This window comes from Cerasicoccus arenae (assembly GCF_014651635.1).
GTDB lineage: Bacteria > Verrucomicrobiota > Verrucomicrobiia > Opitutales > Cerasicoccaceae > Cerasicoccus > Cerasicoccus arenae.
Window position 1 is genome coordinate 96318 of record NZ_BMXG01000006.1, and the last position, 19271, is coordinate 115588.

The window sequence follows — 19271 nt, forward strand, 5'->3', positions numbered from 1 at the left end:
GAGTAATCAATCAGCCGTCCTCCAAGTCGTTATCCCGCGCGACTTGAATGGCTTGGAGTAGCTTTTTATAGGTTGTAATCATGGCGGAAGCGAGCTCGGCGGTTTGTCGGGCGTCATCGAGGTCCGAAAAATGAATGTTACACGTATCGTCTTCGGAATCGTATTCAATGCTCTCTGGCTCGGGGGGGAGGCCCGCTATGATGCGGACGGCTTTCACGAGGCCCTCCATGCCGTATCCGTTCAGATAGTAATCATTGGTATCGCTATCACTGTATTCGGCCTCCAACCATTCCCAATTGGAGAATTCGAGCCGAATGTTTTTTGATTCAGTCTCCAGATCGTTGTGTAAAATAAACGGGCTGAAGGTCTTGAAGTCAATGCCTTCGACGGTGAAATTGGGTGTCTTCATGTGTTGGCTTAATGAAAGGTTTGGGGCTGGGGCCAATTTCATCGTCTGTATTTTGTTTCGTCAAGACTCTCAGAGTGCGGAGAAAAATATTCCTGAAAATTGGCGGTAATTCGGAGTTTTAAAAGCGATAAATTTTGCTAAATTGGAGAGATGACAACTCCTCTACGCATTGGCGTTATCGGCGCGGGCGGCAACACCCGCAGCAAACATATTCCCGGCTTTCAGGCCATTGACGGCGTGGAAGTCGTTACGATAGCTAACCGGACGCATGAGTCCTCACAGCGTGTCGCCGACGAGTTTGGCGTGCCGCGCGTGGCTAAGCATTGGGAGGCTGTCATTGATGACCCGGAGGTGGATGCGGTTTGCATTGGCACATGGCCTTATCTGCATGCAGAGGCGTCCATTGCCGCGTTAGCTGCGGGTAAACACGTGCTTACCGAAGCGCGCATGGCCATGAACTTGGAGGAGGCCGAGAACATGCTCGCTGCCGCTGAAGCCAAGCCGGAGCTGGTTGCACAGATCGTCCCCGCACCCTTTACGTTGGAATACGATACCACGATTCAACGCCTCTTAGCCGAAGAGTTGGGAGACGTGCGTTTCGTGCGAATGGTCCACATGAATGGCTCGGGAATCGACCCCCAAGCTCCGCTCACCTGGCGTCAGCGCGTTGATCTGAGCGGGCACAACATCATGACGATGGGGATTTTGTTTGAAACCGTTCAGCGCTGGTTGGGGCCAGGTATGGATGTTGATTGGGTCAAGGCTGATGCCGAGACAATCATCAACGAGCGCCCGACTGCCAGTGGTGATGGCCGAGTTCCAGTGAGTATCCCTGACTTACTGTGCTTCCTCGGTCGCTATAATAACGGGGCGCAATTACTTGGTGATTTTAGTATCGTTGCCGGGGGGGATCCCATTTGGCAAATTCGGTTGGAGTGTGAGCGGGGAAGCCTATTGTTCGATATCGCTTCGGGGGCCTTGTTACGTTCGGGGCCAGCTGGCGGTGCGTGGTCACCTGTCACGGCAGATCCTGCTACGGCCATTGGTTGGCGCGTGGAGGCAGATTTCGTAGATTCGATTCGGGAGGGAAAACCCGTTACCTTGACGAGCTTTGCGGACGGCGTGCGCTACATGCGCTTTACGGATCTGGTCTGGAAGTCTTGCGATGAGAAGTAGCTACTCCGCGGCGCGTGTTAGCCGGCCTTGGAGATTGAGATAGACGACACGGATACCTTGCCGTAATTCCTCATAGCCACGAATGAAAATGGTGGAGGAGCCGTTCTCGCTTTGAAAGGTTTCCCGGGTCGAGGAGCGTAGGGCTTCCTCAGCATTCGCTACATTCCAGCTAACGCTGTCGCCAGTAGGCGCGATGCGGCCCAGATAAATGCGTTTGATGTTCTCTTGCTCAACTTCGGTTACCAATCGGCCAAGCCAGTAGTAACTCAAGGAAGTTGAGTAGCTTAGTTGATCACCAGTGGCATAGACACTCTGGTTTTTGAGCACCTGAGTTTCGCCCACGGTTTCCCAAGAATAGGTTACGCGTGTGTCCATTGTGCGCAGTTCCTTACCGTCCATCGTCGAAATTGCGTAATGGCCTTCCCAAACGCCAACGAATTGATCGAGAAATTTATTAACCTGCTCCGGGGTGTAGCGGCCATCGTCGGCATTGACGATTTCGCCGCTCTCAAATTTCGAGATCGCCGCCAAGTCCTGTATGGTCACTTGGTCGGAACTGACGACGGGAACTTTGGACAAGTCAATGGTGTCCAGCTCGTTCGCAGCATCATTGGCGTGAAGGCTGGGGGAGAGCAGGGCGATTAACAACCAACTCCAAAGAGGGGATTTTGCTTTCATACTAAGATCGATACTGGACACGATCGGGCATTGCAAGTTCCCCCCACTACGCTTAAGCCTTGAGGGTATGACTGACAGCACGGCTACCGTTTCGTCCCTCAAGCAACGCGTTCACGACTTTGCCAAGGAGCGTGATTGGATGCAGTTTCACTCTCCGAAAAACGTCAGCATGGCGTTGGCTGCCGAAGCTGGCGAGCTGATGGAGCACTTTTTGTGGACCGATGCTCCGGCATCGCATGAGCGCGCCAGAGATCCCAAGCGACGCGGAGATATCGAAGACGAGCTGGCGGACATTGTTATTTACGCATTGGAATTCGCCAACGTGACCGGCATTGATCTCGCCGCCGCTATCAATTCTAAAATGGCTCAGAACGCCCGCAAATACCCCGTCGAAAAGGCCAAAGGCCGCTCTGATAAATACACGGAATTGTAGGGGTGGGTTAAAGTTTGGAGGTTAAAGTAAGAGCAGATTTAAGCTGGATTGCTATTTTGGGTTGATAACTAAAGAACTCAATTATACCGAAGCCTTGAAAAGCCCCCCCCCTTGCTATTTTGGCCAAATAGGCATAGATTATATCCATGAAAGTGATCCTATGTGCCGTTGATTTTTCTGATGAGGGCAAAGGTGTGGTTGAGGCCGCTGCGGCTGAGGCCCGTTTGCGTGATGCCCAGCTATGGCTGGTGCATGTTGCTGCCCCTGACCCGACTTTTGTTGGTTATGAGGCTGGCCCCGACAATGAACGAATATTCCGCGCTGGAACGCTCCGTGCAGAGCACCAGACGCTACAAGAGCGTGCCGAGGAACTCAAGCTTCAGGGCGTGGATGCGACCGCGATTCTCGTACAGGGTCCGACATGCGAGATGTTGATTAAAGAAGCCTGTGATCTTGAGGCTGATTTGATTGTGATCGGCTCTCATCGGCATGGGCTGTGGCATCGTGCTCTCTGGGGAAGCACGGAAGACAGCGTGATTGAGCAGGCTCCTTGCCCAGTGCTCGTCGTTCCCGTGGCCATATAAAAATTGTGGCTGACTTACGCCGTGGTCCCGCTGATACTACGTCGATGAAAATCCGCCATCTCTTTTTTTCGTGCTTATTGCTGATTGCGTTGGCCGCTGAAGCCGCCCCCACGGTGGAGCTTGCAGCGCGTGAGTCTGCCGACAAATGGCTCAAGATTGTGGACAAGGGCGAGTATGGCGAAGCATGGGCGTGGTGTGCGCCATTTTTCCGCGTGCAGATCCCACGAGAGGAGTTCGTGAGTGCGTTGACCCAAGTCCGTCCACCACTTGAGACGGTGGAGTCGCGAGAACTTGTGCGTTTGTTTTACACCACGACATTGCCCAATGCACCTGACGCGCATTATGTCGTCATCCAATACAAGACAAAGTTTTCAGGACGGGTTGAGCCTGCCTTTGAGCTGGTGACGCCAATGCTCATCAACTCTGAAGGTGATCCGGTGGGCGTTTCCGAAGATCCGCTTACGACGTCGGGCGAATGGCAGGTTTCTGGTTACTATATTCAGTAGCGGTGCTCAAGTCTCAGGGCTTCACTGTCCGTTCGGGCAAATATCAGTTCAGTGATGAAAAAGGAACTGCCCGCATTCGTACAGGTCGTTGCCTGTATTGCGGATTGAGCGGTCTAAATTGAAGTTGCGGGACGAAGGCGATTTATACAGCCTCTACCGAGTGAATACCCCGAAATTAGCTTACCGTTATTTTGGAGGTGAAGGAAAACCTCCTCTGGTCCTGATCCATGGATTACTTGGCTCATCGCGCAATTGGGTGAGTGCTGGCAAAGCTTTGACGGACAAACATGAGGTCTTCGCAATTGATTTACGTAACCATGGAGATTCACCTCACCGCGGCTCAATGGACTACGCTGAGCTAGCCTCAGATGTCCTTGGATTTTTAGATGAGCACAATCTGGAGGGCGTTCATTTGCTCGGCCACAGTCTAGGTGGAAAAGTGGCCATGCGGGTGGCCATGGAGTCTCCTGAGCGGATTGCGAGCCTGATCATTGTGGACATTTCTCCACGCGAGTACCCACCTTATCACCAGCGGGATTTCGACGCAATGAACACCCTGCCTCTCAAAGAAATTACAAGTCGCAAGGACGCCGAGGCTCGCATAGCCGAGATGGTGCCAGACTGGGGACAACGTCAGTTCCTGCTGACCAACCTGATCCGTAAGGACGATCATTTTGAATGGGGGATCAACCTCCGAGCCCTCACCGATCAGCGTGACGTCATGCGGTCAAATTCAATTGCCGCAGAAGGCGTTTATGCTGGAGCGACGACGTTCATTCTCGGCGGTCAATCGCGTTTTGTGCTGCCAGAAGACTGGCGACTGATCGATCGTCATTTCCCAAAGGCTCGCATCGAGGTGATCAATGAATCCGGCCACAATCCGCACATTGAAAAGCGTGAGGATTTTCTGGCCGCCGTTTTCCGCCACCACGACGTTGATCGGAGCGCGCGTGTGTAGTGCGTGGAACCAAGTCGTTGGGGCAGTCTGCTTTTGAATTAAAAACCCCGCTCGCATTGGGCAAGCGGGGTTCGTGAAACTTTATTATGCGTGCATTACTCGGTGACCGCTTCTAGGTCCCAGATTTCCTTAGCGTATTCGTGGATGGTGCGATCACTGGAGAACTTGCCGACGCAGGCGGTGTTCATGATCGCCATCTCGGCCCACTTAGCGGTGTCGCGGAAGGCGTCGTCGACTTTCTTTTGCGCATCGCAGTAGGCTTGGTAGTCCGCGCAGACTAGGAACGGATCGCCGCCATCGAGCAGGCTCTTACGGGTGGCGCTGAGGGCGTTTGGATTGCCGGGTGTGAAGTAGTCCGAGGACAACCAGTCGAGTACGGCCTTCAGGTTTTCGTTACTATTGTAGTAGTTATACGAGTTGTAGCCGGAGGCGCGGAGCTGGTCGACTTCTCCCACCGTGAGTCCGAAGATGAAGATGTTGTCGTCGCCAACTTCTTCGCCGATTTCCACGTTGGCACCGTCGAGTGTACCGATGGTTAACGCACCGTTAAGAGCGAGCTTCATGTTACCAGTACCCGAGGCTTCTTTACCCGCAGTCGAGATTTGCTCTGAAAGGTCCGCTGCTGGCACGATGCGCTCGGCGAGCGAGACACGATAGTTTGGCAGGAAGACAACCTTCAGCTTGTCGCCAACGCGTTCATCGTTGTTGATCTTTTCGGCGACCTTGTTGATCGCAAAAATGATCTCCTTGGCTAGCACGTAGCCCGGTGCCGCTTTGGCCCCAAAGATGACCACGCGCGGGACGAAATCACCGTTTGGGTTCTGGAGGATTTCGCGGTAGCGAGTGAGGATGTGCAGCAGATTCAGGTGCTGGCGTTTGTATTCATGCAGACGCTTAATCTGGACGTCGAAGAGGGCATCGGGGCTGACTTTGATGCCGCAATCCTTTTCGATGATTTCTGCCAGGACGACTTTGTTGTCCCGCTTGATCTTCATGAATTCCTTCTGGAATTTGGCGTCACCAGCGACCTTCGTGAGACCCTTGAGTTTGTCGAGGTCTGTGGGCCAGTCGTCGCCGACTGTTTTGTCGATCAGTGCGGAGAGTTCTGGGTTACAGGCCTTGAGGAAGCGGCGTGGCGTAATGCCATTGGTCTTGTTCTGAATCTTGCCGGGATACAGGTTGTCGAAGGTATTGAACAGGTGCGCCTTGAGCAGCTCGGTGTGCAGCGCGGCAACGCCGTTGACGGTGTGGCTGCCCACGACGGCCAAATAGGCCATGCGGATCATTTTTGGTGTGCCTTCTTCGATGATGGAGAGCTCCATCTTCTTCTTGCCGTCGCCGGGCCACTTCGCTTCGACTTCGTCTTCCAAGAAGCGCCGGTTAATTTCGTAAATGATCTGGAGGTGGCGCGGTAAGACTTTTTCGAACAGCGGAACGGACCACTTCTCGAGTGCTTCGGGCAGGAGGGTGTGGTTGGTGTAGGAAAAGACTTTGCGGCAGGTGGTCCAAGCGTCGTCCCAATCGAGCTTTTCTTCGTCGCAAAGAATGCGCATCAGCTCGGCCACGGCGATGGCCGGGTGGGTGTCGTTGAGCTGCATGGCAACTTTTTCCGGGAAGTCGCCCCAGCCCTTGTTGCTCTTCTTGTAGCGGCGGATGATGTCGTGCAGTGAACAGGTGACAAAGAAGTATTGCTGTACCAGTCGGAGCTCCTTGCCGCTTTCGGTGGCGTCGTTCGGGTAAAGGACCTTGGAAATGGTTTCGCTGATCGCTTTTTCGCGGACGGCCTCGGTGTAGCCTCCACGGTTGAAGGCTTCCAAATCGAATTCAGTCGAAGCGCGCGATTCCCACAGGCGCAGGAAGTTGACGGTCTTGGCACCGTAGCCGACGATTGGAATGTCCCACGGTACACCGATGATTTCCTTGGCACCGACCCAGGCGGGGTGCCAGTCACCCTTGTCGTCGTTTTTATACTCAACGTGGCCGTAGATTGGCACGCGCACTTGGTATTCAGGGCGGATAATGTGCCATGGGTTACCGCTGGCCAGCCAGTTGTCAGGCCGTTCCATTTGGCGACCATTAATGAATTCCTGACGGAAGAGGCCAAACTCGTAGTGGATGCCGTAGCCGATCGCAGGGTAATCTAAGGTGGCAAGCGAATCGAGGAAACATGCAGCGAGGCGGCCAAGGCCACCGTTGCCCAAGCCCATGTCGACCTCGGCGTCACCGATGTCACGCAGGTCCATGCCCAGTTCGGACAAGGCTTGCTCGGCGATTTCAAACATGCCGCAGTTGACCAAATTATTCTCCATCAATCGCCCCATCAGGTATTCGAGTGACAGGTAATAAACCCGGCGCACGTTGTTGTCGTTGTGGACGCCCTGTGTGGCGATGTAGCGCTCTAAAATACGGTCGTTCAGTGCATGGCAGGTGGCCAGCCACCAGTCTCGCGGCGTGGCGGTGGTGGTGTCACGAGCCAGACTGTGGATTAAATTTTCCTCAATCCGGGCCTTGAACAGTTCTACCGACGTATCGATCGCAAAGGTCGATGCGGCTTTTGTAGCGGCTTTTTTGGCCGTCTTTTTCTTTTTGATAGCTGGCATGGTTGCAGATTTTTGTGTGGTGATAAAAAGGCAAGTGGTTGGTCGCTAAAGCAGGGGTTATGCCGTCATTCGCGGCGAACGTCAATTGTAGTCATTTAGGGAGTGTGATTTTCGAATAATACCCAGACCTCAGTGTGCGGGGGGGGGGGGGGGAGGGGGGTCACTGACTTTGAGCGCTGGTGTAGGGCACAAAACATCTTTTTCGGCGCTTTTGAGCGTCGGAAAAGGAAAACGTGGATTGTGACCCTGCACCGAGTGGCCCGGAATTGCACAGGCAATTCAGCTTCATGGGAGAGATGGGGGGGAGTTGAATGATGCCAACAGGAAACAATGCTCCATAAGCATGAACATAAAGCTACCATGGATTTCACTGCCGCCAAGCAGAAAGTGTAGAATTATGTTCATTTTTTCATCGCCCGAGCCAGCCTAGCATTCGCGCGAGTATTAGGCACCCGTCGTTTGAAACGTCATCTTGGATTAATTTTCTACATGGCCTATTAAGAAACCACATCTGGGTAAATGTTAGTAGAATTATACCGGACGGTGATCAACAGGACGTTGGTGTAATTCCATCCGCCGATGCTGCGTCCTTTTACTTCTTTTCTTTTAACGCTTCCGCGAGCCATTGAGGGGCGGCGGTGGATTGATCTTCGCCGAGGAGTTGGCGGAGTTCAGTGGCCGTTGTTGCGGCGGCGGGTGTGGCGTGGAGGCGCGTCAGCTCGCGGGAAAGAATGTCTGGCTTGGCGGCACCTTGGAGGAATTCCGGGTAGGCGGGGCGGTCGAGCAGGATGTTTGCAATTCCGAGGTAAGGGATTTTAACGAGGGTGCGGGCCAGCAGATACGTCCAGAGATTTGCTCGATAAACAATGCAGCCGGGAATGCCTGCCAGTGCGACCTTGAGCGACATCGTTCCTGAGCTGGTTAGCACGGCTGAGGCTTCGGTGGGCGCGTCGGCGGGTCGAAGTTCGATTTTATTCGCGGCACCGGGGTGGGCGGCGAGCAATTCTTCCAGCAGCGTGCGGACCGCTTCGCTGGGATACAGGGCGACGGCGCGGCGTTCGGGCTGATTGCGCGCAAAGTTGAGGAAGGCCTTGATTAGCACGGGAAAAATTCGGCGCACGGGGGTCAGTCGACTACCTGGCAGCAGCAGGGTGGGGCCGTCGATGGCGTAGGAGAGGCCGAGGTTAAAGTCTGCGGCAACGAAGGGGTGGCCAACAAACTGAACGGGGAGCGTGGTGTCGGCGTAGCAGTCCACTTCAAAAGGAAAAATGACCGCGAGCGAGTCGAGCAACTGCGCCATCTTGAAGCGGCGATGACCCTTCCACGCCCAGATTTGCGGGCTGATGTAATAGAGCAGTTTGATGTCGCCGCCGGCCTTGGCTGCGATGCCTTCCTTGACAAGTCGATCGGCTAGGCGGAGGTTGAAACCGGGGTAGTCAATGAAACATACTGCTCGCGGGCGATACTCGCGAATCCAGTCCACGACTGCCTCGAAAAGTTGCTTGAAGAAACCGTAATTTTTCAGCACTTCAGCGAAGCCAACCACGGAGTGGTCAACGAGGCCAAAAATCACGTTGGCCCCAGCGCTGCGGAGGGCCTCGCCTCCGAGTGCGCAGACTTGCAGGTCCGGCCGCTCCTGTGCGAGTCCACGCAGGAGGGTTGCCGCATGCTGGTCGCCGGAGTGCTCTCCGGCAATGATCAGCAAGTCGGGCCGTCCCTCGGGCGCGGGCAACTGGATGAGCTCAGACATGGCGCGGGAATCTCTCACGGAGGCACAAAGACACCGAGGCAATTGGGACGAAACGAATCACACGCAAAGACGAAAAGGCGTGAATGGGATTATTGAAAATTAACATTAACAATGTGAATCTAGCTCTGTGCCTTTGTGCCTTCGTGAGAAAATTCATTACTTTCCTTTGGCTGCGCTTTCCTTGATTTTTGCGGTGACTTGCAGGGCGACTTCGAGCGCGGTTTTGCCAAGCTGGCCGTCGACCTTGGGGGCGACGCGAGTTTGGATTGCTTCAGCAAAGGCAGCCAGTTCGAGGGCGAGTGGTTCGCCTTTTTCAATGGGCACGTTTTTCTTGCGGAGGCCGAGCTTGGTCTTGCGAATCAGGTGGCCCTTCTGTTCGGCGAAATTCAGCGAAAGATAGGCGTTGGATTGGAAGACGCGGATTTCGCGCACGGGCTTCAGGCTGACACGACTCGCGTTGATGTTGGCCACGCAGCCGTTGGCGAAGGTCAGGCGCGCGTTGGCGATGTCTTCGGTTTTGGTGAGCACTTCGACCCCAACCGCATCGACGCGCTCAAGGGGGGATTTAACGAGCTGCAAAATAACGCCGATGTCGTGGATCATCAGGTCGAGCACCACACTTACTTCGAGCCCGCGCTGTTTGAATGGTGCCAAGCGGTCGCAGGTGATGAAGCGTGGGTCGGTGACGTTTTTCTCGAGAAAACTCATTACCGGGTTGAAGTGTTCGATGTGGCCAACCTGCACGATGCGCTCGTGTTGCTTGGCGGCGGCCAAGATGATCTCCGCCTCTTCGAGGTTGGAGCACAGCGGTTTTTCAATGAGGAGATGGCATCCTTGGGCGAGCAGCGTTTGAGCAACGGCGCAATGGTAGTCAGTTGGCGCAACCACGCTGACTGCATCGCATGCCGCGCCGAGTTCTTCGAGTGACGAAAAGACGCGGGTGCCGTGCTCAGCAGCGATTTTCTTGGCGCGCCGGGCGTCGACATCATACACACCGACCAGCTCAGTCTGCGGTAGTGCCGCATACAGCCGGGCGTGGTGTTGCCCCAAGTAGCCGACGCCAGCGACTCCACATTTTAATGCAATCATCAGGGGATGATTGAGATTAAAGGTTAAAGATTAAAGGTTAAAGAAATCCCAACGGCGAATATTGCAACGGGATGAAATTGAGATGCTGGAGCGAATGTCGTTTGCTTTTCAACTCAATCTCTTGGAGCACATGCTGGCGTCCATCGGCTTTAATCTTTAACCTCAAAACTTTAACCTTACCGCTCTCATCGCTTGCGAAAGGGCTTGGTCACGAGCAAACGTAGGCCATAGGCGAGCAGGCCGATGGGGCCAAAGAACCAGCAGAAGATGAGCTCCACGGGGATGGCGAGCTTGTGTCGTCGGGCATCAGCAAAGAGCGTTTCGCCGAGAAAGAGGTTCAGGATTTGCGTATGCAGCCAGAGGATCAGCAGGACGACTGGGTGCGTGGCGACGGAGGCTTGGTCACTGTAGGTCAGGCCAGTGGGTGCGTCAGGGAGGCCCACTGTCCACAGTTGATAATACAGATAAATCAGCCCCAAGCTAAACAACGGAGGCGCGAGAAATGGCGAGCACAGCCGCCGTGTATGCGGATTGCTGGGCAGCAGGATCATCATCAGCCAGAATGGCGCACCCGCCAGCGTGATAATCCAAAACAACTGTGTCAGCGCCTCCGAAGCATACCATTCGATGAACCAGTTGGGCATGTGAAAATATAGGTGTTTTTAGCGGCGAGTTGAGGCGGAAGAAACACCGACTAATAAATGAGCAAGGGATGGTATTTCGACAAAAAATTTCCCCGCCCGGCGCAATGCCGGACGGGGACCTCTCATCTACCCCCTAGTTGACCGGGATACTCCTACCCGGCTAACAGAAATTAGTATTTAACGCCGCAGCCGTAGGGCTTGCTCTTGGGCGTGGTGATTTCCTTTCCTTCCATGGCGGCGCTCAAGGCGAGATCGACGTAGTTGTCGGCGGACTTGATATCGTCGGGATTGGCGGACTTTTTACTGTCGATGGCACCCATGTAGACGATCTTGCCTTCAGGATTGATCACATACATTTGCGGTGTGTTGGTGGCACCGTATTCCTTGCCGACTTTACCGCTGGCATCGACGAGATAAGCGGAGCCTGCCCAGCCTTTTTGGTCATTGGTCTTCTGAACTTCGGCGGCATCATAATAGCCCTGATTGCCGGGTGCGGAGGAGCAGATCGACAGCCAGACGACGTCTTTGCCGGTCCATTCCTTTTGCAACTCGGCCATCTTGTCGGATTTGTCATAAAATTTCTTCACGAAGGGGCAACCGTAGTTGACCCATTCTAGAACGACCCATTTTCCGGCGTATTGGCTCAGGCTGTGATCAGCGCCATCGGCACCGGGGAGGGTAAAGGCGGGTGCCGTCTCACCAACATCAACTTTGGCAGTGGCGGATAGTGCGATTGTCATCGCGGATAGCGCGACGCATAGGCGGAGAATAGCTTTCATAAGTTTTTTGCGTGTGGGTTATAATCTACGACCACGTTAAGGCCGATTTGTTCAATCCAAAGATGTGCAGCCCATGAAAATCGTCAAATAACTTGCGCCGTTTTGCCATTCAGGCCAACTTTTCTACATGATGGACGACCCACTATGGCAGGAATTGAGGCTTGAAGCGGAAAACGTGGCTCGGAGGGAGCCTGCACTGTCCGGCTTGATGAGTGAGGTTATCTTGCAACGTCATTCACTGGAAGAGGCCCTGAGCGTGCGTTTGTCGCGGAAGCTGGCTTATCATGCCACGCCCGAGGGCTACCTTAAGGATGTCTTTATGGAGGCCTTTCATGCCGATCCGCACCTTGGCCAGCAAGTCCGTAACGATATCCAAGCGGTCAATGAGCGTGATCCAGCCTGCCCCAACGCGCTTTACCCCGTACTCTATTTTAAGGGCTTCCAAGCGCTGACCTGCTACCGCATTGCGCACCATTTACTTGGGCATAATCGCGCGGATCTTGCTTTCTATTTGCAAAGCTTGATCAGTGAGGTGTTTACGGTGGATATCCACCCAGCGGCGCGTATCGGATCGGGTATCCTATTGGACCATGCCACGAGCTTTGTTGCCGGCGAAACGGCGCTTATCGAAGACGATGTTTCCATCTTGCACGAGGTCACTCTAGGTGGCACGGGCAAGGAAAAGGGTGATCGGCACCCGAAAGTCCGCCACGGCGTGTTAATCGGGGCCGGGGCCAAGCTGCTCGGGAATATCGAGATCGGTGCCTGCGCTAAGATTGGCGCGGGTTCAGTCGTGCTGAGCGATATTCCGCCTCATAGCACCGCAGTGGGCGTCCCCGCCCGCGTGATTGGGGTTGCCGATGAAGACGAACCTTGCCGCTCTATGGAGCACCGTATTTCCAAGTCCTCGCTCTGGACACCCGAGCAAAAAAGCTAAGAGGGTGTCTCTGTCGCCTGCATAAGCAGCAGATTCGTTCGCTTAGAATTGTCCCTCCATTGAGGGGCAGGATTTGCGCAATGTGAAAAATTAGCGGTCCAGTCGGAGGCTGGCTTTCCACTTCGCGAGCTGTTTTTTAACCTGTCTGGGGCCGGGCATGCCGGTTTTTTCCCGTTTCTTGAGGGCGGCAGGGACGTTGAAGACATCCACCCAGTCGGCGGCGAACTTATCGCTGACGCCTTGCACGTCGGCTAAGGAAAGCTCGTTGAGCGGGAGTTTTTTCTTTTCGGACAGACCGACGAGTGCGCCGATAATGTGGTGCGCATCACGAAAGGCGACGCCACGCACGACAAGATAATCCACAAGGTCGGTGGCCAGCAGGGCGGGGTCACTGACGGCAGCGGCGCATTTTTCCTCATTAAATGCTGCGCCATCAAAAGAGCCCGCGAGCACGGCAAGGCAGATCATGGTTTGGTCAAAGGCATCGAAGACGGGGGGCTTGTCTTCCTGAAGGTCGCGGTTGTAGGTGAGCGGCAGGCCCTTGGTCATGGCCATGAGTGCGGTTACGTGGCCTTGGAGGCGTGCGGCTTTGCCCCGGAGCAGCTCGAAGCTGTCGGGGTTTTTCTTTTGCGGCATCAGCGAAGAGCCGGTGGTGAAGCTGTCGGGGAGCTTGATGAAGCCGAACTCCGCGCTGTTCCATAAGATGACGTCTTCCGCAACTCGAGACCAGTGGACACCGCACAGGGCACAGGCACTGGCAAATTCGATAAAGAGGTCGCGGTCGGCCACGGCGTCCATGCTGTTCCGTGTAACGCGGGGTTTGCCCTTTTTATCGACGAAGCCGAGCTGGAGGGCGGTGAACTCACGGTCGATGGGTAAGGTGGTGCCGGCAATCGCGCCACTGCCGAGCGGGCACCAGTTGGCGCGGTCGGCGATTTGGGCAAAGCGTTCGCGGTCGCGGACAAACATCTCGATATAGGCCAGTAGGTGATGTGCGGCGGAGACTGGTTGTGCGCGTTGCAGGTGCGTGTAGCCGGGCAAATAAATCTCCTGTGAGGCCTCGGCGAGGGTCAGCAGTGCGCTGAGAGCCATGCCAAGGGCGGTGTCAATTTCTGCACAGGCATGTTTGAAGAACAGTCGCATGTCCGTGGCCACCTGATCGTTACGGGAACGGGCAGTGTGGAGCTTGGCGGCGGCGGGGACGCGACGGGTTAGCTCCTGCTCAATGTTCATGTGGACGTCTTCGCAAGTGATATCCCACGTGAAATTACCGGCCTGGATGTCCTTGAGGACGGTATCAAGGCCTTTCTGAATGGCGCTGCATTCCTTTGCCGTGAGAATGCCGACGTGGGCAAGCATGGCTGCGTGGGCTTTGCTGCCTTGTACGTCGAAGGGCGCTAGGCGCGCGTCAAAAGACACGCTCTCGCTGAAGCGCTGCATGAGTTCGGCGGGGCCGCTGGAAAAGCGTCCGCCCCAGGTGGCTTGTTTTCCGGGTTTCGCCATATCATTCCAAGCACACGTTATTTCGGGGCTGGGGGAAACCTTTTTTTCTGACGAAATCGAGACCAGCGTCTCGGCTGGACATTGGTTACACATCTCACAAGATATTGAGCATGCATTGTCATTTTCGATCACGATCGTTGGCCTTTAGTCTAGCGCTAGGTTTGGTGTTGGGTTTTCTTACGCCAGCTTGGGCGCAGCTTAAGGAAGCGAATCAGACGGGCACGTACCTCTTTACCATTAAGAAAAAGGGCTTTGAACCGAGCTACTTGTTCGGGACCATCCACTTGCCGGATCGACGGGTGACGGAATTGCCGACGGGCGTTGTGGACGCCTATCAGACCTCTGAGGCCGTTTACACCGAGATACCAATGGAGCCCGCGGATATGCTGGTCGCCTCCCAGGCAATGTTGTTACCGAAAGGGCAGACTCTGCGGGACATCGTTCCTGCTGAGACGATCGAGCGCTTCAGTGAAGAACTCAGTGCGATTAACCCGGAATTACAGGTTGGGCCGTTTTTATCGATGAAGGTCTGGGCTGCCGGGAGTATGCTTCTTATGCTCCAGACTCAACTCGACAATCCTGGCGTAAGCGCAATGGACTTGGCCCTGTATAGCATCGCCAAAGAAGCGGGAAAACGCGTTGGCGGGCTAGAGACTGCTAAAGAGCAACTGGACATTTTTGATAGCTTTTCAGTTCAGGAGCAAGTCCTACTGCTCGATTCCATGCTTGATACGATGGAAGAGATGCGCCGGGAAAATCGTAATTACACCGACGAGATCGTCGCGGCTTATTTGAGTGGAGACTTAAAAACACTGGAAGAATTGATGGCCTCCTATGAGACCGCGGATCAGGCTCTGCAGTCGAAATTTGAGAAGCTCTTTATTACTGATCGCAATAAACTGATGGTCCAGCGTATCGAAATGCGCCTGAATGCGCATCCAGACGAGACGGCATTTTTTGCTATCGGAGCGGCGCACCTTTACGGAGAAGGAGGCGTTCCTTCGCTGCTACGCAAGGCCGGCTTTACTGTAAATCAGGTTCAATAGGGCCTTCGAGAAAAGGCTTTCATTGAGCACTCCAAATTGCGATGCTCCTTGTCTGAATGTATTTCAATTCGCTAACTGCGCGGTCTCGCGCCCAAACCGCGATGCGTTGCCGTTTCCCTTTGGGAAGCTGAGCCAGCGCTACGGGATCGTTTGACCTTATGAAAATACTGGTGGTTGGAGCCGGAGAAGTTGGCCGCTTTCTTTGCGAAAAGCTGAGTGAGGGGGGGCATGACGTTACGGTCATCGATAATAACCCGGCCATCGCGCAAGATGTGGACGAATCGCTCGACGTGCGTGTGGTGGAAGACCACGGGGCTTCAGCCGGGGTGTTGAAAAAATGCGGGGCGGGGGAGTGCCATTTCTTTTTGGCCATGACCAGTGACGACCGCACCAACCTGATTGCCTGTTCGCTGGCCAAGGCGCTTGGTGCCAAGACTACCATTGCCCGTATCCACGACCAGACCTACAGCGATAACTCGATCGTCAATTATCAGATTCACTTCGGTATTGATTTCCTACTCAACCCCGAGGCGCTCTCGGCGGTGGAGCTAGCCAAATCTATTCGTAACCCCAGCCGCGTGGCGGTGGAGAATTTTGCCCGGGGCGAGATTGAGGTGCAGCAGATTCGGATTAGTCCGCGTTCCAAGCTCGCAGGGAAAAGTCTGAGAGAAATCCGTTTGCCTGAGGGTGTGCGAATTTGCCTGATTCAGGATGGCGAAAGTTCTGAAGTGCCCACGGCTGACAGTAAGCTGGAGCTTGATCAATGCGTGACGCTTGTTGGGCCGCCGGAACCACTCGTGCAGACCAAGAGTCTGCTCTCACCCGAGAAAAAAACTGAGTTGCTGCGCATCGTGCTTTTTGGCGGATCGGAGACGAGTATTGCGCTTATCCGCCTGCTAAAGAATCCGCGCTTTAAAATTCGCCTGATTGAACACGATGCCAAGCTTTGTCAAAAGTTAGCGGAGCGCTTTCCACACATCACTGTCATTCATGGCTCGGCGACCTCGCTCCGCCTGATGGAGGAAGAACAGGTCGGCGCGGCGGACTATTTCGTAGCTTGTACGAAAGATGACGAGGACAACATTATGACCTGTTTGCAGGCGCGCCAACTAGGCGTGAAGCACGTGCAACTCGTCATCAACAAGCCTGACTACGAGGAGATTTTGGATCAGATGCGTCTGACATTGGGCGTTGAGTTAGCCGTGGCACCACGTCAAGCGACGGTGGCTGAGATCATGCGCTACATTTCGACTGAGCCGTTCACCGAGCTTGCTTCTCTACCCGAAGGCCGCGCAAAAATTCTCGAAATTCGTGTGTCCCCGGAAAGTCCTGTTATTAATAAAACGATCCGCGAAATCTCGTTTCCCAAGGGCGCGGTTATCGTCGTACTGCTCCATAAATTTCTGGCGAAGGTGCCAGGGGCGGACGATAAAATTCTCTCCGGTGACCGCGTTGTGGTTGTGGTTCGGGAAGACCGGGAAAAGGAACTTTTGAAGCTGCTGACGTGAACTATCCGATCATTGCCAAGCTGCTGAGCGTTATCATCTCGACCGTGGCGCTGGCCTTCATCGCGAGCTTTTTCGTGGGAGAGGTTTTCTATGGGGAGGTGGATGACGCTGCGCGCGAAGAATGGCTGATCAGCATTGCGATCGCGCTGATTTTGTCGATCATCATGGCCTTTCTGGGTCGTGCGGCTCGCCCGAAAATGTTCCGCAAGGAAGCGTTGGCCACGATTGGCCTGGGCTGGATTCTTGCTAGTCTCCTCGGCGCGATTCCCTACTACCTTATTTTGCCCGACAGCACCTTCGCAGATGGCGTATTTGAGTCAGCGTCCGGTTTTACAACCACCGGGGCCTCCGTTTATGGCGACCTGAGTATCTTTCCTCGTGGCCTGCTTTTCTGGCGTTGCTTGAGTCAGTGGATTGGTGGCTTGGGCGTTGTGGTGTTCTTCGTGGCGATCCTGTCCTTTCTCGGTGCTGGGGCGAAAATTCTCTACTCCCATGAATCGAGTGGCACTTCCACTGATATTGAGTCGGGCCGCATCCAGCAGGGCGTCCTGCAAATTCTTTATCTCTACCTAGCGCTGTCGGCGGCCTGCGCCCTGATCCTTCGCGCCTTGGGAATGTCTTGGTACGATGCCGTTTGCCACATGTTCGCCACTCTTTCCACGGGTGGATTTGGCGTCTATAATTCGAGCCTTGGGGCTTTCCCAAGCCCTGCCATTCAGTGGACTGTCATCGTCTTCATGGCTTTGGGCGGGACGAGTTTCTTTGTTCTCTTGCGCGTGATGCAAGGCCGTTTTCGCGCACTATTTACCAATACAGAGGTCATCGCGTACTATTCGATAATCGGCATTTCCACACTGATGCTGACCCTCATGCTGATGACTGAGCTGGGCCACGGTGCGACTGACTGGGAAGCTTCCTTGCGCGCAGCGGCGTTCCAAACAGTTTCCATCATGACGACCACCGGTTTTTCCACCGTTGACTATCAGCAATGGCTTCCCGTTGGCCATATGCTTTTACTTTTCTTGATGGTAATTGGCGGCTGTTCAGGCTCCACGGGCGGCGGTGCCAAGGTGGTTCGCATCGTGGTGGCGTTCAAGGTGTGCCGTTTGCAGATTGAGAAGGCCTACCGCACCCGTGTGGTTCGCCCACTGCATATTAACGGCAAGGTCTTGGATAAGGATGATCAGGACAGCATCGTCACTTGGCTACTCTTGCTCTTTCTCGTGCTGACGGGGGGCATTATGATCGTTGCTTTGCTTGAGCACTCACTCGGCTTTACTGCGCAGGTGACGTCAGTTTTCGCATGTCTCTTCAACATCGGTCCCGGTCTGGCGGAAGTCGGCCCGACGCAGAATTACGGCTTTCTCCGCGAGCCTACTAAACTTGTCTTGAGCCTATTGATGATCCTCGGTCGCCTAGAGCTTTATGCCGTGCTCGTGCTGTTCTCACCGGCCCTCTGGAAGCGGTTTAGCTAAGTAGGTTAAAGATTTGCAGGTTAAAGATTTTGCGAATAGTCACAGTCGGAAATTTTTACGATGCCTCGAAGAGATATAATGCCCATATTTTAACCTTTAACCTCAAAACTTTAACCTTCTATCCACCATACCACTGACAGAGACGGCCTGACTGAGCTGAATCCGACACCTATACGAATGCGGGCGATTTTGCGCTCATTGGCTGATGATGATGCTGATGACTCGGCTCCCGACGTTTGGCTGACTCATTTGGAAACCGGATGGACGCTCGCAGTTTTTTCCAGTGGTTTACTGCAACTAGAGGCTGATGCGACGAAGGAGCCATTGCGCGAGTTGAAGGGCGATTTTGACATAGCACTTGAGCTGTGGACGATTCTTGCTGAGGGCGATATTGCACGCTTGCTCAAGGCCAATTGGCGTGAAGTTGAATAATGGTGCTCACTCTTGAGGGCTGTAGGCTAGCGTTGAAAAAAATCTTTGCGACTTTGCGACTTTCCGTGAGTATTAGCGAGCCATGCCCAACTTGCCTAATAAGCCACTTCTATTGATCGATGCTGCTTCGCCACGCGTCTTCGTGGGATTGTGGAAGGGGGGGGGGTGGCTTGCCTGTGCGACGCCTGAGAGGCCAGCGCTGGAGAGCATTTTTTCCGGTGTCGAGCAGTTGTTTTACGATGCAAAACTTGGACTGGCGGATGTCGGCGGATTCGTCCATTGCGAAGGTCCGGGGTCCATCTTGGGTGTCCGTCTGTCGGCGATGGCAATCCGCACTTGGCGTGCCTTCCCGACTTGGGCCAGGGTGCCGGTTTGGTCTTTTGGCAGCCTGCACTTTGCCGCCGCTGCCTACGGTGCAGAAAATGGTTCGCCACCGCCGAACTTGATTTCTGAGTTCCGTCATGGCCGCTGGAACCTGCTTTTGGCTGGCGAGGATACCGTGATGGCGGTTGATGACGTGGTGCTGAACGATCTCCAAGAGCCGCTTGTCTACTTACGGCAGCGTAAAACCTGGCAATCGGCACCTAGTCATGCTGTCGAATGGTCGCCTGATTGGCGGAACTGTGCTCACCTAGTCGAAACACCGAGCTTGCTGCGTCCAGTGCATGAGCCGGACGTTTTTATTGCCGAAGAGGCAGTCTTTCAAAAGTGGTCCGCCGAGCGGCATCGTGGCTGAGTTGGTTTTGGTTGCAAAAGCAAAATTC

General features: G+C 54.4%; 19 protein-coding genes. 11 read left to right on the plus strand and 8 right to left on the minus strand.

Features of this window, described 5'->3' with window-relative positions; genetic code table 11:
• Positions 1–10: 10 nt before the first annotated feature.
• Positions 11–409, minus strand: coding sequence for a hypothetical protein (locus tag IE065_RS06300; RefSeq protein ID WP_189513007.1), 399 nt, complete (start codon positions 407–409; stop codon positions 11–13).
• A gap of 150 nt (positions 410–559) precedes the next feature.
• Between IE065_RS06300 and IE065_RS06305 the strand changes: the two genes are divergently transcribed.
• The gene (locus IE065_RS06305) at positions 560–1585 is read left to right on the plus strand and encodes a Gfo/Idh/MocA family protein (protein WP_189513009.1); all 1026 of its coding nucleotides are present in this window, start codon (positions 560–562) and stop codon (positions 1583–1585) included.
• Here the strand turns inward: IE065_RS06305 and IE065_RS06310 are convergent, their stop codons facing one another.
• Complete coding sequence (locus tag IE065_RS06310; protein ID WP_189513011.1) at positions 1586–2263, minus strand: hypothetical protein; 678 nt, start codon at positions 2261–2263, stop codon at positions 1586–1588.
• A 67-nt stretch (positions 2264–2330) separates the two neighbouring features.
• Here IE065_RS06310 and IE065_RS06315 point away from each other — a divergent pair, with 67 nt between their 5' ends.
• The 4 genes from IE065_RS06315 to IE065_RS06330 all read left to right on the plus strand — a co-directional run bounded on the left by IE065_RS06315 (position 2331) and on the right by IE065_RS06330 (position 4744).
• The gene (locus IE065_RS06315) at positions 2331–2696 is read left to right on the plus strand and encodes a nucleotide pyrophosphohydrolase (protein WP_189513013.1); all 366 of its coding nucleotides are present in this window, start codon (positions 2331–2333) and stop codon (positions 2694–2696) included.
• A 146-nt stretch (positions 2697–2842) separates the two neighbouring features.
• The gene (locus tag IE065_RS06320) at positions 2843–3280 is read left to right on the plus strand and encodes a universal stress protein (RefSeq protein WP_189513015.1); all 438 of its coding nucleotides are present in this window, start codon (positions 2843–2845) and stop codon (positions 3278–3280) included.
• A gap of 44 nt (positions 3281–3324) precedes the next feature.
• Positions 3325–3786, plus strand: a complete 462-nt coding sequence (locus IE065_RS06325) for a DUF4019 domain-containing protein (protein ID WP_189513017.1) — start codon at positions 3325–3327, stop codon at positions 3784–3786.
• 160 nt (positions 3787–3946) lie between these two features.
• Positions 3947–4744 (plus strand): alpha/beta fold hydrolase, encoded by a 798-nt coding sequence (locus tag IE065_RS06330; RefSeq protein ID WP_189513019.1) that lies wholly within the window; start codon positions 3947–3949, stop codon positions 4742–4744.
• 95 nt (positions 4745–4839) lie between these two features.
• Here IE065_RS06330 and IE065_RS06335 read toward each other — a convergent pair whose 3' ends face one another.
• The 5 genes from IE065_RS06335 to IE065_RS06355 form a co-directional block, all read right to left on the minus strand.
• The gene (locus IE065_RS06335; protein WP_189513021.1) at positions 4840–7344 is read right to left on the minus strand and encodes a glycogen/starch/alpha-glucan phosphorylase; all 2505 of its coding nucleotides are present in this window, start codon (positions 7342–7344) and stop codon (positions 4840–4842) included.
• A 592-nt stretch (positions 7345–7936) separates the two neighbouring features.
• A complete protein-coding gene (lpxB, locus tag IE065_RS06340; protein WP_189513023.1) occupies positions 7937–9094 on the minus strand; it encodes a lipid-A-disaccharide synthase in 1158 nt (385 codons plus the stop codon).
• 156 nt (positions 9095–9250) lie between these two features.
• Complete coding sequence (locus IE065_RS06345) at positions 9251–10183, minus strand: Gfo/Idh/MocA family protein (protein WP_189513026.1); 933 nt, start codon at positions 10181–10183, stop codon at positions 9251–9253.
• Between the two features lie 185 nt (positions 10184–10368).
• Complete coding sequence (locus tag IE065_RS06350) at positions 10369–10827, minus strand: ABA4-like family protein (protein WP_189513028.1); 459 nt, start codon at positions 10825–10827, stop codon at positions 10369–10371.
• Positions 10828–10997: 170 nt separating this feature from the next.
• Positions 10998–11606, minus strand: a complete 609-nt coding sequence (locus IE065_RS06355) for a thioredoxin family protein (RefSeq protein ID WP_189513030.1) — start codon at positions 11604–11606, stop codon at positions 10998–11000.
• A gap of 127 nt (positions 11607–11733) precedes the next feature.
• On the opposite strand from IE065_RS06355, the gene cysE reads away from it, so the two are divergent.
• Positions 11734–12543, plus strand: a complete 810-nt coding sequence (cysE, locus tag IE065_RS06360; RefSeq protein ID WP_189513032.1) for a serine O-acetyltransferase — start codon at positions 11734–11736, stop codon at positions 12541–12543.
• A 90-nt stretch (positions 12544–12633) separates the two neighbouring features.
• On the opposite strand, the gene argH is transcribed toward cysE, so the two are convergent.
• Positions 12634–14046 (minus strand): argininosuccinate lyase, encoded by a 1413-nt coding sequence (gene argH, locus IE065_RS06365; protein WP_189513034.1) that lies wholly within the window; start codon positions 14044–14046, stop codon positions 12634–12636.
• A gap of 164 nt (positions 14047–14210) precedes the next feature.
• On the opposite strand from argH, the gene IE065_RS06370 reads away from it, so the two are divergent.
• The 5 genes from IE065_RS06370 (at position 14211) to IE065_RS06390 (ending at position 19243) form a co-directional block, all read left to right on the plus strand.
• Complete coding sequence (locus IE065_RS06370; protein WP_189513036.1) at positions 14211–15092, plus strand: TraB/GumN family protein; 882 nt, start codon at positions 14211–14213, stop codon at positions 15090–15092.
• A 158-nt stretch (positions 15093–15250) separates the two neighbouring features.
• A complete protein-coding gene (trkA, locus tag IE065_RS06375; protein WP_189513038.1) occupies positions 15251–16600 on the plus strand; it encodes a Trk system potassium transporter TrkA in 1350 nt (449 codons plus the stop codon).
• Positions 16597–18075 carry a TrkH family potassium uptake protein gene (locus IE065_RS06380; protein WP_189513041.1) on the plus strand — a complete coding sequence of 493 codons (1479 nt, stop codon included), beginning with the start codon at positions 16597–16599 and terminating at the stop codon, positions 18073–18075. Before trkA ends, IE065_RS06380 begins: the two co-directional genes overlap by 4 nt.
• Positions 18076–18252: 177 nt before the next feature.
• Entirely contained in the window at positions 18253–18507 is a 255-nt protein-coding gene (locus tag IE065_RS06385; RefSeq protein ID WP_189513046.1) for a hypothetical protein, read from the plus strand.
• 82 nt (positions 18508–18589) lie between these two features.
• Entirely contained in the window at positions 18590–19243 is a 654-nt protein-coding gene (locus IE065_RS06390) for a hypothetical protein (protein ID WP_189513048.1), read from the plus strand.
• Positions 19244–19271 lie beyond the last annotated feature (28 nt).